The organism is Pseudomonas sp. AKS31 (assembly GCF_023634765.1).
GTDB lineage: Bacteria > Pseudomonadota > Gammaproteobacteria > Pseudomonadales > Pseudomonadaceae > Aquipseudomonas.
This window is the reverse complement of record NZ_JAMLFX010000001.1, coordinates 632290-647670: the sequence shown is the minus strand read 5'-3', so window position 1 is coordinate 647670 and position 15381 is coordinate 632290. Positions and strand designations below refer to the sequence as shown.

The 15381-nt window shown below is 53.0% G+C and carries 13 protein-coding genes; 6 read left to right on the top strand and 7 right to left on the bottom strand.

What is annotated here, in order from left to right:
* Positions 1–42: 42 nt before the first annotated feature.
* Complete coding sequence (locus M9827_RS02845; RefSeq protein ID WP_250603295.1) at positions 43–738, bottom strand: PA1041 family peptidoglycan-binding anchor lipoprotein; 696 nt, start codon at positions 736–738, stop codon at positions 43–45.
* Between the two features lie 199 nt (positions 739–937).
* On the opposite strand from M9827_RS02845, the gene M9827_RS02840 reads away from it, so the two are divergent.
* From M9827_RS02840 to M9827_RS02820, 5 genes are all read left to right on the top strand, one after another.
* Complete coding sequence (locus tag M9827_RS02840; RefSeq protein ID WP_250603293.1) at positions 938–1435, top strand: DUF6231 family protein; 498 nt, start codon at positions 938–940, stop codon at positions 1433–1435.
* Between the two features lie 165 nt (positions 1436–1600).
* Positions 1601–2749, top strand: a complete 1149-nt coding sequence (locus M9827_RS02835; protein ID WP_250603291.1) for a tyrosine-type recombinase/integrase — start codon at positions 1601–1603, stop codon at positions 2747–2749.
* On the top strand, positions 2749–4425 hold the full coding sequence (locus M9827_RS02830) for a site-specific integrase (RefSeq protein WP_250603289.1): 1677 nt from the start codon (positions 2749–2751) through the stop codon (positions 4423–4425). The genes M9827_RS02835 and M9827_RS02830 overlap by 1 nt, the downstream gene beginning before the upstream one ends.
* Entirely contained in the window at positions 4422–6305 is a 1884-nt protein-coding gene (locus M9827_RS02825) for a site-specific integrase (RefSeq protein ID WP_250603287.1), read from the top strand. The genes M9827_RS02830 and M9827_RS02825 overlap by 4 nt, the downstream gene beginning before the upstream one ends.
* The gene (locus M9827_RS02820) at positions 6302–6730 is read left to right on the top strand and encodes a TetR family transcriptional regulator C-terminal domain-containing protein (RefSeq protein WP_250603285.1); all 429 of its coding nucleotides are present in this window, start codon (positions 6302–6304) and stop codon (positions 6728–6730) included. Before M9827_RS02825 ends, M9827_RS02820 begins: the two co-directional genes overlap by 4 nt.
* Before the next feature lie 350 nt (positions 6731–7080).
* Here M9827_RS02820 and M9827_RS02815 read toward each other — a convergent pair whose 3' ends face one another.
* The 4 genes from M9827_RS02815 to M9827_RS02800 all read right to left on the bottom strand — a co-directional run bounded on the left by M9827_RS02815 (position 7081) and on the right by M9827_RS02800 (position 11768).
* Complete coding sequence (locus M9827_RS02815) at positions 7081–7329, bottom strand: helix-turn-helix domain-containing protein (protein WP_350310001.1); 249 nt, start codon at positions 7327–7329, stop codon at positions 7081–7083.
* A gap of 707 nt (positions 7330–8036) precedes the next feature.
* Positions 8037–8333, bottom strand: coding sequence for a hypothetical protein (locus M9827_RS02810; RefSeq protein ID WP_250603281.1), 297 nt, complete (start codon positions 8331–8333; stop codon positions 8037–8039).
* Positions 8330–8605: a hypothetical protein gene (locus M9827_RS02805; protein ID WP_250603279.1), complete on the bottom strand. Its 276-nt coding sequence runs from the start codon at positions 8603–8605 to the stop codon at positions 8330–8332. Before M9827_RS02805 ends, M9827_RS02810 begins: the two co-directional genes overlap by 4 nt.
* Before the next feature lie 166 nt (positions 8606–8771).
* The gene (locus M9827_RS02800) at positions 8772–11768 is read right to left on the bottom strand and encodes a TrlF family AAA-like ATPase (protein ID WP_250603277.1); all 2997 of its coding nucleotides are present in this window, start codon (positions 11766–11768) and stop codon (positions 8772–8774) included.
* A 513-nt stretch (positions 11769–12281) separates the two neighbouring features.
* On the opposite strand from M9827_RS02800, the gene M9827_RS02795 reads away from it, so the two are divergent.
* Positions 12282–13244 carry a hypothetical protein gene (locus M9827_RS02795; RefSeq protein ID WP_250603275.1) on the top strand — a complete coding sequence of 321 codons (963 nt, stop codon included), beginning with the start codon at positions 12282–12284 and terminating at the stop codon, positions 13242–13244.
* Positions 13245–13618: 374 nt separating this feature from the next.
* Here the strand turns inward: M9827_RS02795 and M9827_RS02790 are convergent, their stop codons facing one another.
* Both M9827_RS02790 and M9827_RS02785 read right to left on the bottom strand, forming a co-directional pair.
* Complete coding sequence (locus tag M9827_RS02790) at positions 13619–14212, bottom strand: hypothetical protein (protein ID WP_250603273.1); 594 nt, start codon at positions 14210–14212, stop codon at positions 13619–13621.
* Positions 14213–14256: 44 nt separating this feature from the next.
* Positions 14257–15357 (bottom strand): caspase family protein, encoded by a 1101-nt coding sequence (locus tag M9827_RS02785; RefSeq protein WP_250603271.1) that lies wholly within the window; start codon positions 15355–15357, stop codon positions 14257–14259.
* Positions 15358–15381 lie beyond the last annotated feature (24 nt).

The following is a 15381-nucleotide window of genomic DNA, read 5'->3' as shown; positions in this document are numbered from 1 at the left end:
ACCCGCATCCGCGACTGCACAAGCCGCGGATGCGAGAGGGGCTTAACGCTGGATTTTGATTTCGGTACGACGGTTCTGTGCGCGACCGTCAGCGGTTTTGTTGTCGGCCACTGGCTGGCTTTCACCCATACCGGACACCGAAACGAAGCTGGCGCGTGGCACACCTTGCTGGATCAGGTAGTCCACCACCGAGTGCGCACGACGATCCGACAGTTTCTTGTTGTAGGCATCGCTGCCCACGCTGTCGGTGTGACCTGTCACGGTCAGTTGTGCGGTCGAGGATTCCTGTTTCAGGCGGGTGGCGACCTTGTCGAGCACTTGCTTGTCAGGGCCGGTCAGCGTGGCTTTGTCGAACTGGAAGTGCACATCACGGATAACAATGGTTTCTTCCTTGACCACTACAGCTTCTTCGACCACAGGTGCAGGTGCTGGTGGAGGGCAACCGTCAGCGTCGACCTGCACGCCTTTAGGCGTGCCCGGGCACTTGTCGCGACTGTCCGGCACACCATCGCCGTCTTCGTCGCCATCACCGTGTACCCAGCAATAGGCCGCTGCCGTGCCACCGACCAACAACGCACCGTAGCCGGCCCACGCCGCACTCTCGGTTGCGCCGAGACCGGCACCGACAACACCACCGACCGCCGCACAGGTCGGCCAGTCGGTTTTCTGTAAACCTGCACAACCCGTCAACACACTGGTTAGCAGAATCAAAGGTAATGCTGTCCGAACTATGCTCATCTGGTTTTCTCCTGAGGGATCGGCTTAGAACCGATTCAGGGAGTAAAGACCGGAGTTTTAATCTCCGCCAGCAATAGGCCACGGCTGTTTGCGCGCCTGTTCACAGGACTTCGGCACATTTGCCGCAAACGGGCGGAACAGGGCGCTTTGCCGCCACCGTCAGGCAGGCTAGTCTTGGCGGTCTGATTGAGGAGCTTTGATGAACGTCGCCATTTCTTCCCGCACGCCGCAACAGGCGTTGGCCGCTTTGCTGGATCGCTACGCCCCGGCGCGTCTGCTGCTGATTGGCGCCAGTGAATTTCCGGCCCTGAGCGCTTTTAAAGAGGCACATCCAGACACCGTCGTGGCCCATGCCGCGCCGGGCGCACTGCCGGCGGACCTGGCGGCGCAGCGTTTCGATCTGGCGCTGGTGGTCGATTGCCTGGAACATTTGCCCAAGCGCGATGGCCTGAACCTGTTGGGCGGGATTCGCAATCTCAACGCCAGCCGCATCGCCGCGCTGGCGGATCTGTCGGCCAGCGGCTGGCAGGAAACCGACTTCTATTCACTGGCGCTGCAAGCCAGTGAACGTTTTCAACGCGATGATCAAGTGCTGACCCTGTTCACCTATGATCTGCTTGACTACAAACAAGTCCCCGACTGGCTCAACTCAAGGTTCTGGGCCAATCCGGAAAACTTCGGGAAATACTGGTGGTAATGCAATGATCTGACACCTTGCATGCGTTAGATTCCCATTGTATTGGTAGGTAGCCTCTTACGACCTCAAAGCCTTAGCTGGTGATTAAGGGGCGACCTAATGGCCCTGCATCTGATAAATCAGACTTAAGGGATTGGGTTCCTGATTAATGCAGGGGGGCGGTTGATGGAGCTTGTGAGGGCTACTCAAGATTTCATTATCGCTGGGCAACCTTACCAGGGATTCCCCATTCTTCTCTGGGATTCGATGGAAAGTTGCGTCCCTGCTAATCAGTTCTTCCGCCATTACTTGCTTCGCGGGGCTATCGGATCTAAGCATTCCTGGCCCAGCACTGGGCGCGCTCTATATGACTTCTTCAGCTTCCTTCAAGCGCATGAGCTGGACTGGCGCGACGTTGATCGTGGCGAGGCTAAGAGTCTAGTAGCAGCCTATCGGGATTATTGCCTGACGATATGCAAGCTGACGCAGAACACCACTCGCCAGCGCTTGACTTATATCTGTAAATTCTACGAGTACGCCCTGAAGGAAGAATGGGTGAAATGCGTGCCCTTTTCCTATGAAGAACGCTCTGTAAAGCGTGAGGTGAGCTTTCTCGCGCATGTCGATGCCAGCGGCGGTAAGACCATGGCAAACGATGTGATGCCGCGTGCCCGCAAAGCCCCTCCTGTATTTCTGAGTATGGCGGAGATCAAATCGCTTCTGGCGGAAGCGGAAAACCCTCATCACCGGATAATGCTACGCCTAGCGCTACATACGGGCCTGCGTCGCGAGGAAATTGCTACCTTCCCACTGTCCTATGTTTTTGACCCGAACAAGGCTGGAAAGACCGATCGCAACCTCCGCATGCGACTCGACCCGTTTGACGGCAGCGGCATGGTGACGAAAGGCAGCAAGCCACGAGATATTTATATCAATCGACAATTCATGGTCGAACTCTATCGCTATGTCTCAAAGGTGCGCGGCGAACGAGCCTCGCTTAGCAAGCCGCCCCAAAAAACTTTGTTGCTCAACCAGTTCGGGGAGCCCTATGGAAGCAACGGCAAGAGTCTCAACCGGATCATCAGCGAAATCGGCAGACTGGCTGGCATCAAAGTCCATACGCACACGCTACGACATACTTACGCTACCCAAACCTTGGTCTGTCTTCAGCGAAACCATACAAATAGATTGGACCCATTAGTTTTTGTTCAGCGACAACTAGGCCACAGTTCGATTCAGACGACCATGGCGTACCTGCATATGGTCAACGAAATGGCAGATGAAGCGGTGCTGGCCTATGACGATGAGTTAAACGCATTGGTGGAGGCAGGCTGATGAGAAAGCGGAAGGTATTTACGAAGGCCGACCTCTGCGTCCCGCAAATCGAGTACCTCCGCGACAGGGACGACAATGTGGTCATTCTGCCCGAGGCCATCCCGCCGAGTAATACCAAAGTCCTGTTCGGGCCGAACCCCACCAGCAGTCGGAGTGTTGATTTTGCCCGATGGTATGGCGCGGGCATCGACCCCATCACCTATGCTTGCCAGCGCCAAATCGAGCGTTTCCTCTCAGAAGGGGAGGCAATCGTTGCGACCAGCACGGTGGCAAGCTACGCCAGGGCACTGCGCGATTTTCTCAACTACTGCATGCTACGGGCGACGGCATTTGATCGAGGATTGGTTTTAGCCGATGTAAATCGAGACCTGATCGACGGTTATCTTGGCCATCTCGCAGGATTGGGCGTAGCAACAACCACCCAGAACCTCTCCTACGCGAAAACCAAGTCCGTACTGATAGCGTTAGGACGACGCGGGCTGATCGACCTACTCACCTCCGGTGATGCGGCCACCTTTCCGAATAATCCCTTTCCGAACATCAACAGAAAAGCCAATCCTGAGACTGCACTGTCAAAACGCGAGCGGCAAGCGTTAACGGTAGCGCTGCGGCACGCTATCAAGCCGATCTGGGACGAAGATGTACATGTGACCGGTGAGCTCCTGAGCATTATCCTTCTGGTCGTAGCACTGCACACTGGGCGAAATACCACACCTTTACTGGAAATGGACCGCGATTGCCTGCGCCCGCACCCCAAGGACAACATCGTGTTCCTGGTGTTATGGAAACGGCGCGGCTACAACTCCAGCAAAGTCGCCCTCCGTGCCGAGTCAGATGCCGAACGCGTTTTGGAATCCACCCCTAGCGTGAAAACTAGTGTGGAACGGCTGATACGTCGCGTGATAGCTCTGACCCAGCCTTTGGATGAAGAGGCTCCGAGTTACCTCAAAGGCCGCGTGTGGCTTTATCGCACTCGAGCCGGAAGAAATGCCGATCAAGTCCACGCGTTGAATGCATCATCGTTGTTATGGGCAGCATCCAGTCTCGTAGCCCGCTATAACCTGACCGACAGCGATGGTAAGCCCCTACGAATTAACATCTCACGTTTGCGCAAGACCTTCGCCAACCGCATCTTCGAGCTAGTTGATGGCGATTTAGCGATCACTGCCGCTGCCCTCGGCAATACCCCGGAGGTAACCGACAAGCATTACTTGGCGTCCGATGAAGTCACTCGTCGCAGTTGGCAGTTCATGGGTGAGGTACTAGTGCAGGAGCTGCTGACCCAAACCATTGGAGCGACCTTTAAAAATACTCCTACGGGCCGATGCGCCGATCCTGTGAACGGCCAGTACGCTCCGAAACGTCAGGGCGCGACCTGCATGAACTTCATAAACTGTCTGCGCTGCAGTCACTACGCGGTGACCGCAGAGGACCTGTACAAGCTGTTCAGCTTCTACTTTCGCGTACTGGCCGAACGCTCGCGTATGGATAAGCGGCGCTGGTCACGGGTGTACTCCCACATTCCCCGTTTGATCGACCATTACATAGTTGCTGAGGGCCTTCGTCGCGGCATATTTAAGGTTGCCGCCGTAGATGCGGCCCGGGAGCGCGCTAGAACTACGCCACATCCATTCTGGTCGGTTGATTTGATCGATAGCCTGGAGGTATTTGCGTGAACAACATAGTTGAAACAACCTTTACCTCCTTGGCAGCACAACCTGGTGACGTGCGTACTCTCTCCAAATCTGAACGCGACGCCCTAATAATCAGCAGCGAACAGGTCGCGGGAAAATGGATCATTCTCAGCCACTACGGCGACGATCTTTGGCATTTAATCGGCTTCGCCAGCAATGTGAATATGAGTAACAGACGGCTGGATTTTGGCACCGTACCACCGGCGTTTCGAGAGATGATGAAGGGGGCATTCTACCGCTACCTTCGACGCGGACGAAAAAGCCGCGTGCGACCTAGAGGCGGCTCGATAAAAAGCCTATTCCAAAGTGCATTGCTGTTCTTACGCCACTTGGAGGCGCTCAAGCTCGATCGAATTGGCGCGGTAACGCCTATGGTCTGCGCGACGTATGTGAAAGTTTGCAAGGAGTATCGGCAAACCACGCAGTTTAAAGGTAAACCACTTTCGAAAAGTCAAATGCATACCCGCCTCCAAGCCGTCGAAGCACTATATGAGCTCAGTCAATACACCGAAGACCCTATGTTAACCCATCCCTGGCCCGAGACTTCCGCGAAGGCATTAGCGGGGTTGACCGGTCGAGGATTCAAAGCCAGCAGCAAAACACAACTGATTCCGGATGACATTTTCTGCATTCTTTTTCAACAAGCTTATCAACAAGTTGAACGTGGTCATCAACTGCTTGACCTCCATGATGCACTGGATGCTCTAACAACACAGCGAAAGGGGCAAACTGACAGTACCCTAATTGTTGCTAAGAACCTCCTACTTGACGCCCTTGGTTGGGAGGGCGGACTTAGGATGCTTAAAAAGGCGCTAATAGAACTGCGGACTTCCTGTTACATCGTTTTGGCCAGCACATCTGGCTGTCGCAACCACGAGTTGACCAATCTGCAGTCAGGCGCACACCACCGCAGTCAAGACAGTGAGGGCACCACATATCACTGGATGCGCTCTCGGTCAGAAAAGACCGGGACTGGCATACATGACTGGATGATCCCTGAAGCCGCTGTGCGTGCCCTACGCCTGATGGAGCGCTGGAGCGCGCCCTATCAAGCCATACTCAACGCTGAAATCGCACAGCGGCAACTCACGAATCCATACGATCCGGAGATCGTGGAGCTACAGAAGCACCGCCACTCGCTCTTTCTAGGCCTAGACCTAGAGAATAACCGGGTTCGTACGCTTGGCAACAGCGGCTGGAATCATCGCCTTAAGGAATTCACAAAGGGTTGCGCTCTGAGTTGGGAACTCTCAAGTCATCAGTTCCGCCGCAAGTTCGCCAACTATGCCGCGCACAGCCGTTTCGGAGACCTGCGCTACCTTAAGGAGCATTATGCTCACTGGTCGTTGGATATGACCTTGGGCTATGCCATGGACGAAAGTTGGGGACAACATTTTGACCTTGAACTGTATGCCGATATTCAGGGTGAGTTGGAGGACATAAAACTTGGAATAGTTGACAGCTGGCTAGATAACGCCCCCTTGGCAGGTGGCTATGGCAACACGCTAAACCAGTGGAAACGGGAACCGCGGAACCTCCTGATTTTCAGGGATCGCGCTTCGATGCTGAAGTCGATTGCCGAGAGCACCGCTATTCGCAGCAACGGCCATGCCTGGTGCACGGCTGACAACGACGATTGTGTTGGCAATGCTCTTGAGCGCACCCGCTGCAGTAGTTGTAACCATGCAGTGATCGGACGTAAGCATGCGGTCATCTACCAACGACTCTACGACGATCTGAAGGGGCTTCTGGATTGCCCGGACATCGGCGAGGGCGGCCGCCAGCGCGTTGAGCGCGACCTCAATCGCTGCCGTAAGGTATTGGAACAGCTGGGAATGGACGCGGAGATTTTAATCGCATGAAAGACAAAGACAAAACGGTCAGCTACAAGCCTGCAGAGGATCGAGAGCAGGATCTAAAGGCTGCACTCCTCCGCATACAGAAAGGGCGAGCAAACACTAAGGAATCCAAAGTTACAATTGCGGCAGTAGCCCGTGAGGCGGGCGTGTCAGCGGCGCTGATTCATAACCACTACCCAAGAATTGCCGAGACTATCCGAGAGGCTCAGGGTCGCTCCATTCGCGCTATGCATGATGTGAAACAGAAAGACTTGGTTGTGGAACGAAAGAAGTCCGCAATGTATCGACAGGAAATCGAGGAATTACTGGTCAGGATCGCCAATCTCGCATCCATCAATGAAGTACTGCTGGACGAGAACCGAGTGCTCAAAGCTAAGATAAACGATCGTAAGGTAGTCGAGCTGAATTCGAAGACACCACAAAAATAGGACGACTGCGCTTGGTGCGGTACCACACTCCTCTACGGGAGAGGAGGATTGGTACAGTGATATTTCTACAAACTGCAGGCGTTTGGGTCGGTGTAAACCACTTTTATTATTTGTTAACCACTGTGGTTTACAGTGCAAAAATTCGGATTACAGAGTTACGGCCTGCCCCCCTCTGATCGCAAATTGGAACCAGCCCTGAATCGACCAAAGCGCCGGCAATGCGAAGCGTTTTACAGCGCTTTAGGTCATCACTCGAAAGATTTCAAGCCTGCCCATTTACTCGATTTTGGGGCGACGCTCGCGTAGCTTCGAAACGCCCTCGGCGACCTCAAGACGCTCGATCTCTCCAATTACTCCTCGAGGACTTTAGCAACAGAACGATTGTTCTTTAGAGCATAGCTACCAACCATCAATGTTATGAGGGGCATACCGAGTACAGCAGCAATGTCGTCCAGCTTCTCAATCGTCGGAGCGTACAAACCTCGCTCCAATGTACTGATGTACGTTCGGCTGCTAAGGGTGGAAAAGTCTTCCTGCGTCTGACCTTGTTTCACTCGAAGCCACCGAAGAACTGTCCCGACAGCACTTTTCAATTCCACTTTGCATGCCCTGCAAAAGGAACGACAAGGCGCTTTCGAACAGTATATGACTACAATGAATACTGTTCATGCTGAGGGTTCGCCGTGTTCATAACCAATAAACAGGCAGAAGTGAAAGGCTCTCGAGCAATGCTGGAGCCTGGCCATCAAGGTTGGCATTTTGTTCAACAGCACCTGATGTCACCTTGGTTTCATACAACGATAGTGAGATGCCAAGACGGCCTAGAATTCCAAGACGTAGTGTTTGTGGATGACTTGCAAGCGCTGACGTCGCTTCTGGAGCGAACGGAAACGGGAGTTCAAATCAGGTCGGTACAGTTGGTGTCACCTGGGTGGCTCAACGGCACCAGTGACTGGCACATGGATATATTGTTGGAAATCGCTCGAAGTCAGGATGGGGCCTCGCTGCGGTATACCCTCCATGATGGCCGCCATTTCTATTTCCCTGAGGTACAGCCAAAGGTCTCACGGAAATACTGTGTGCTGGTATTTCCAACACGGGAGAACGATGGACCGTAGCCTTCAGATTCTAAATGTTTGTTGATAAATACATGAAGAATCTTAGCGATACCCGCTCAGCCCAATCCTGCAAATCAAAGCCTCGGGGGCCCACACCGTCGTGCATTAGGGGGCCTCGTCCTGGAAGTAATTGAAGAAGGTTGTCAGGTAGGGAATGGCGTATTGTTCGAGGGTTCAGGCCTGAAGGATCAGGCCTGAGGACCTTGAGGACCTTGAGCGTCTTGATCAGCTTTTTTGGTGATCTTCACCACCGTTGCGGTCTGTGCGCGTTTGGCCGCATTGCGCATACGCCGCATCGATGTGTTACTAATAACGACTACTCGATATCCTTCGTAATTTTTCTCGGGCTTGCCCTTCTTCTTTTTTTTCTTGCCCAGGGATTCAAACTCCCGAACAACGGCGCGCGCAGCCCCAATCAACGGAGCGAAAAACATCCGTGGGGTCTCTTTGGCAGCGTCGATGAACTCTTGCTTCAACGTAGTCATTTTCTTACCTCTCGTGCGATCTCACGCACAAAGACAAATGCCGCACCTAACAACATCACCACATAGCAGATTATGTCAACGTAAAACGTCAGATGTTCAACGAGGGTCAGCACATAGGTGATGGTAGCATCTGTACCGTTAGACTCCAGAAGGTGTACAAGTTTCTGCAATCCGAAGGCTGCGCCGGCGACGATGGCAAAGATCGTGGTACCTACAAAAATGTGCGCCGCCAAATGAATGGCGGGCGTCAGCAATCCCTTCACGTCGCTCAACAGCATATCCTCGCTAAATCAGCGGAGATTAGCTGATTTCACTGACGGGTGGTGGCTCATTACGCCGCCACTGCGACTTGCGCCGGCGTTCCCTTGATCATTTTGCGCTGATTAATCGGCCATTTGCTTTCATGAGAGCAAATGGTCGGAAAATGTTCGTAGACTACTAAAGTGATACACGCAAGCGCCGAGCACGTTCCTTAAACGCCCGCTCCCCCCCCTCCAGAATCTCGCAGACTCGCCGCCGTATACGGGGGTTCTCTAGACTGCCACATTCGTACGTGATCTCGGGCAGTTGCCCCAATCTATGGCGACCGCAAGACGCCACGATCACTTGATCGGCATCAGTATTCACAACCAAGTTAGCATTGTGAGTCACGATAATGATTTGACGTCGCAGCTTAGCCTCCCGGAATCGTGCAACCAGCTCCTCAAACACAGATTGCGGATCCAGATTCTCTTCCGGCTGATCAATGATGAGTGGCCGATCATCTTCCGCATCGATCGACAGATACAGCAACAAGAGCACAATCCCTCGCGTCCCGGGCGAAAGCTGCTCAATCTCCACCCCGTCGTATTGAAGGGTGTACCCAACCGTTATGTGTTCCGTACTATAAAGCCAGTCCGAGATCTGACGGGCCCACTCTCGGAACTCGACGTTGTCCGGTTTATGAGCCCGCAGGTTTTCCTCATTGGTCTTTACGAACTCCAGCAGCGCAGCAGCGGCTTCGACGGATGTTCCTGCCTGCCAGGCAGACATCAACATTCCTCTAGCAGCCTGCAGAACTTGACCACGTCCGCGGAATGGCCCTGTGCGAAGGTCGAGCAAGTTTTCGCCGGTTATAGCCCAACTTTCAATGTCTATATTGCGCTTAACGGTGAAGGCTAACCGAGCCATTGAACCAGTATCAGCTTCGATTCGCTGTTGGATCGGTGCATAAAGCGCCTTGAGTTCCTGCTCCTCCTCCACAATGGCTTCAAATACCCCCTCGTAGGAAGTACGACGCAGCTGGATCAGGTCCCGTATCTTGGCATCCGCTTCTCGAGCCCGATTGATCTGCTCATCGAGTTTGGTAAGAGCGATCTCCGCCTTGGCGATTTTATCGCTCAGCGCTGAATAGCGCTTAACCTTTGCCTTGTCGGCACCAACTAGCAGGTTTAGGCGAAAAACCTCTCGATCAAGCAATGCCAGAGTCTGAAGTTGCAGCTCCGCTTCTTCTGGAATGAGTGAGATTGAGGGGTCGACCTCCTCATTGATCTGAGGATCAAGGTCGGATGGCCCTTGCAATTTCGCCGCCAGAGTCTTCACCTGGCGAAGCCGTTCCGCTAACAGCGTGTCGACATCACCCAAGAAGTCCACTTTGAACGCTTCCCAGTCGGCCTCCGACAAGCCCGTATCAGGCCGCTCTTGCTGCATTTCGTTTAGATGCTCTGGTGCTCGACGGGCACGGAAGTCTTCGACATCCCCTTTTAGGTTAAGCAATGTCTGGTATCGGCGCTTCGCCCGCTCTACCTGCAGGCGTTTCTGTTCAGCGGCCTGCGAGATATCTTCCAACCGCTTCGTACGCTCCTCATTGCCTTTGGGGATCAATGACGATCGATCACGTTTGTCCTGCTCAATCGCCTTGGCCTTCTCATCACGGTCTTTCTGTAGCCCTGCCAGACTTGCTTTTCGAGTGCGCTCCTCCGTCAGGTCATTGGAGGCCCTTCGTAACGTTTCCTGATGGCGCCGGCGCTTCTGAAGCGTCCCCTCGAGCCTCAGCTCAAGCAGCTCCTGAAAAATAGAGGTGCCCATACGGTCATCTCGCGGGTGCGCGTTGAAGATTACTCGTTCTATCTCCGCATTCAACGGGTTACTCGTATCTTCCGCAGAGCACAATTTGCTCACAAACTGCTGGGAGAGGTATTGGACGTGAGAGCTGTATACAAGATCGTCAACATCAGCATTTATTACTTCGCTGCCGGTTGCCTCTCCGTTCTCCCAAGTGAGCTCTACCCTACAGTCATCCAGATGCTGTTTGGCTCGAAAAACAAACGACTCGGTGTTGATATGCGATGAGAGCCCGTATCCCCCTGCAGCAACTAAATCGGCCAGTGCTGTTTTCCCCGACCCACGTGCACCGATAACAGCAACCAAGCCGGAATTTAGCGGAATATTTGCCTTCGTCAGCCATGGCGCACCGCTGACCTTCAAAGACTCGATAGTATGGCTCTGGAGAGCGCCCCGTCGTGGTTCTGGGCCAATAATGACGCGCTCCTCGGGCTCCAGGCAGGTCTGACGGAGGGATTCAAAGGCTAGATCGCCTTTGATCCAGCAGTAGCGCTGCTTGTCGGGCACGCCCACCATATCTGCCGTATGCGCGTCCGATCCATGAAGACAAGGCTTCCGGCCGTTGTATTGCGCGTCTAGATCTTGCGCTGAAAGTGCGCCTTGGCCAAGCCAGAAACTTATCTGCTTAGGATTGGAGTCGAAAATGATATGGGCCAACTGCTCGATATTTTTGCGCTGCGCTGACCAGGAGTCACCCGCGTCTCTTAGGCCGGAAGTACCATCCTTTTGCCCCCCTGCAACTGCGATCAGTGCATTTTGCTTAATCCATTCATGCTTGCTCAGAGCAGCCTTCAATTGTTCCAGGCTGACCTTGAACTGATTTGCACCGACAGAACGAGCAGCCTCGATATCCGTCTGCTGCGGGCTGTGCTTCATACCCAAGCGGATCAAATCATCACGATGACAGCGGAAGTTCTCTCCCTGATACGGAAACTCGAACTCCAATAGAAAACGTTTGATTCGACCGATGTGATCTGGATCATCCGGTGGGAAGAGTAGATGCAGGTTGAGCGCAGCCCCCCGATTCGTCTCGATGTTGAGACGAAGCTCAACGTTGGCAAAAACAAGTCCAACATTCGACAGACGTCCCTGACGTTTAAATTCGAGAACTTTTTCGTAGGGATCGATACCAAAGTAATCGGTAATACCCAATGCCCCAATCGTAGGGTTGGAAGTCTCTACTCGGGAAAGAAAAGCCTCCCAAGGATCTGAGCCTTTGTATTGATCATTTAAGACAGTACCGGGGGTATGTATATGCGGATCCCACCGATGCCACTCGGAACCGCGCTCACTATGCATTGCATTGCCAAGTACGGATGCTTTTTCTTCCATTTTTCCCAGATCCTCTTGGACAGCTTTGGACTGTTTGGAGTACTCCCACGTAAGCCTGGGTGGACTTACCTGAGCGTATTAAGCTAGATGGCACTTAACCTCTCTCGAAGACTAGTCTTCTTTTAACCTACAGCCAGTTATTCACGCTACGTTCCAGTCATCTATGCGGCTTTAAGCCTAGGAAGGCTGGTCGGCGTAAACGTGACGTCGCTGCACATGGGCCAGACGCCCAATGAGTTGGCCTACGAAATATATTAAGGTCTAGCGATGCCTAGCGATTTTTGCTAGACATCCCTAGATTCGTGCTCTGTAGACCGCTGCCGAGACCGCGTAACTAGATGCACTGACACCTAGACCAAAGGCTCGCCTCAAAAGGCTGTAAATTTGGAATGGATCGGAGTCGATCGTTAGAGGTACCGACCGGCCTGAAGCCGTCACTCAGCTTCTACAAAACCAGAGGCGATTCAGTATGATGCGCCCGTTATTATGGATGGCATCGCCTAAGGAGTAGTCATGATAAAACCACCATTCAAAATTCTTAAATCTCATCTGGTTGATGCGTTTTTCATTACGACCGAAAAGTTGTATCGCGAATTCGAAGAGCCTCTAGAGACGGTGGATAGATTCAGAAGTGGACGAATCTATTTTCTTGTCAAACGACGCAAAGCGCGGTTTTCCAGTGTCTGTATAAGCAAAAAGTGCCAGATAGTTTTTAAGTATGCCTCACAGGGCATTTTGTCGCGGCCGCACAAGATCAACATTGCTCAACTAATGCATGGCGCGTCGGCTATCAATAAAAAATACTTTCCGACCCCGGCCCATCTGCAATCAATGATTCAATATGTCGAGTCTGCGGATGAGTATGAGCACCTGCTGAGGCGAGAGCCCTTGGTCGCAGCTGTCATGCCCGGAAGCGGAGAGAAGGAACGAGCGGATCGGGCAATCGCCTACCATTTCCTGACACCTGCGGACCGGATCCCCAAGGATGAAAACAGGCATATCATCTTTGCTCATCAACTGCTGCGTGTTACCGATGACCTTCCTGAAAAATACGAAGTCATGTACATCGGCAAGGCCATGGAGCTGTCTGACCGAATGAACGGGCACAAGCGTGTGCAGCAAGCCCAGGCAGAATGCGAGGACGATGCGGAAATCTATTTGTACTTTTTCACGCCACGATTCGAGGCGGTGGCGTCTCGTGACGGAATGGTCATCCAACAACCTAACGATTATCTGAATCTAGGGGAAGAAAATCTCGTGCTCGCCGCCGAGGCCGGTTTGATCAATTACTTTTCACCCGAAATGAACGTTCAAAACAAAACAACGGACCTGCGTAAAAGCAAGGCTATGACCCGCGTGAAAAGTTTGAAGTACACGCATTTTATTTCGGAGTGCAATTTCGACGAACATGATTATGCGTTCGAAACGACGAAAATCAGGAAGAGCGGCGTGCACGAGAAGATTTACTCGCTCTGACGAAGAGCAGATACCTCGTACTCACGTGCTCGATGGTGAGACGCCTTGACACCAAGTGTTATGGGGGGCCTCTCGCTTTTTTTATCGCGTGCTTGCAGTTGCCACCGCAAGGAATAGCAAGGCTGAGCACAGTCTCAGTGAAATGTATCCAAAGCGGAATCGTGTTGGCCAAGAGTTTATACCGGCTCCTTGGCGCCTCGCGAGCGCAACAACAGCGCTGATTACAGTTACTACCGAAACGTTATTTTACTACCGCGCTCCTCGTCGTCCTCGGCAAACGGATCGAAAAAAGCCCGCGTCAGTGCGGGCTGTAGGGTTAATTTTTAGACGGAGAAGGCTTGGGAGGAGGCGGAGGCGGTTCTTTCCTTGGCTGGTTATCTTTTACATAGCGCATCGGCGGTGGAGGCGGCGGTGGAGGTTTTTGGGTCATTATTAGCTTGCTCCTGCTGATGTATGTAGAACGGAAGGAATGACAGCACTGAGACGAACAACGCCGCTGTTACATAGTTTGCAAGCGATCGGAGATAGATCCCGCGCTTGTCATTATTCTCAGTATTCACCGTGGCGCCTTCGATGAAGTAATTAAGCACCAAGCTCTTGAAGTGCGCATCAGCTTCTTCTGGAGTGTCCCAATATTTCTCGTAATCATCGCGGAAGCTTCGCCGATGAGTCTCAAGCTCCATCAGAGTGGGGAGGCCCCTGTCGGAATCCCTCAGGGACCATGCAGCCCGGAAGTACAGGGCCCCGATCAGTAGCATCACGCACGTGCTGAGATAGAAAATCCAGAAAAAGACGCTTGCGGTACCATCCTCGGTGGTTGGTGCTTTGCTGAGCATATACGAGAGAAACGTCACTATGGCTACTAGCATCGCCAGCGGCATGCTGAGCCTGGCGTAGAGCTTTTCCTTGCGGTCGAGCTCCTGATAGAAAACTTTCTCGTAAAAAGCAAACCTCTCTTTATCGTCCATTACTAGCGCTATTGCTCCTGCTGGTGTCAAAGGATCATTACTATTTAAGGCGCCTGCAGCATCGCTAACTGCGGATGGTTCGAAAAGTCTTCCTTTGCTGCACTGAGTAAGCTGCCGAAGTTGATATTCCTGCCTCCGCCGCCCTGTTTCAGCGTGCGAAGCGCTGAATGCCATGCAGCTTGACCAGTGGGATGAAACTGGAGGCGTGACAGATCACCGCCAGCGCGGCTCCACAATTCTTGGTCCCGCGGCCCGAATGGGTATAGCTCGACCAAGACCTTCTCTAGCAGCGACCAGGGGAACTCCTCTTGCACCACTAACGTTATCTCAGAACTGTACGGCGATTTCTTCCCACCTTGGCTCAGCGCGACAGCGAAATTCACTTCAAGGTTGTCAGCCTTAAAGATTGGATGCTGGTCGTCTGGGATCAGTTTAGGCACCTCTTCGGAGATGTAGTTAAACAGGTCAAAGACCTTGATGAAGCCGCTGGCGCTTTTGTCGGCGGCTCCGCGCAAACCCGCCAGCAGTGCAGTCGTGAATACGCTGTTCCTTGCACCGACAAATACGGACGACACTTCGTCAGCACGACACGATGCCATTAGTGCACGTCCGCTACCAACTGCCAACTTCGCGAAGGTGTTTTGGCTAAAGCCAGACTTGAGCTCGTGGCCTTTGTCATCAGTCAAACTCTTCGAGATTGCAGCGCCTCCAGCATGACAAGCGTCGATGAAGACCAGAAGCCGCTTCGCCTTGATCTGCGCAAGTGCAGTAGCTAGCTCATTTGAGCTAATGGATGTGTTTTCGATGTCAGCGAGATCGCTATCCACAGTGACCAGCACACTGTCTTCATTGCCAGGGCTGCCCAAGACGCCACCGTGGCCGGAAAAGAACACGCAGGCTGTATCATCAGGTCCTGCCCGAGCAGCCAGTTCCTCTAGCCCTTTCAAAACTGCTGTCCTAGTAGCGCTTGCGTCTAAAAGAGTGACGACGTTGGTGGGCGAATAGCCACAGTGATCCGGCGATGAGAGCGTTGCAGCGACGTCATTGACGTCGTTCAGAATCGCGGCAGGCAATCTAGAGATTTGCTGGTAGTTCGCCACGCCGATGAGTAGGGCGTGGCCTTGCGGATAGCCTGTTGGGTTCATGTTTCAACCATGTGTAAGTGGGAG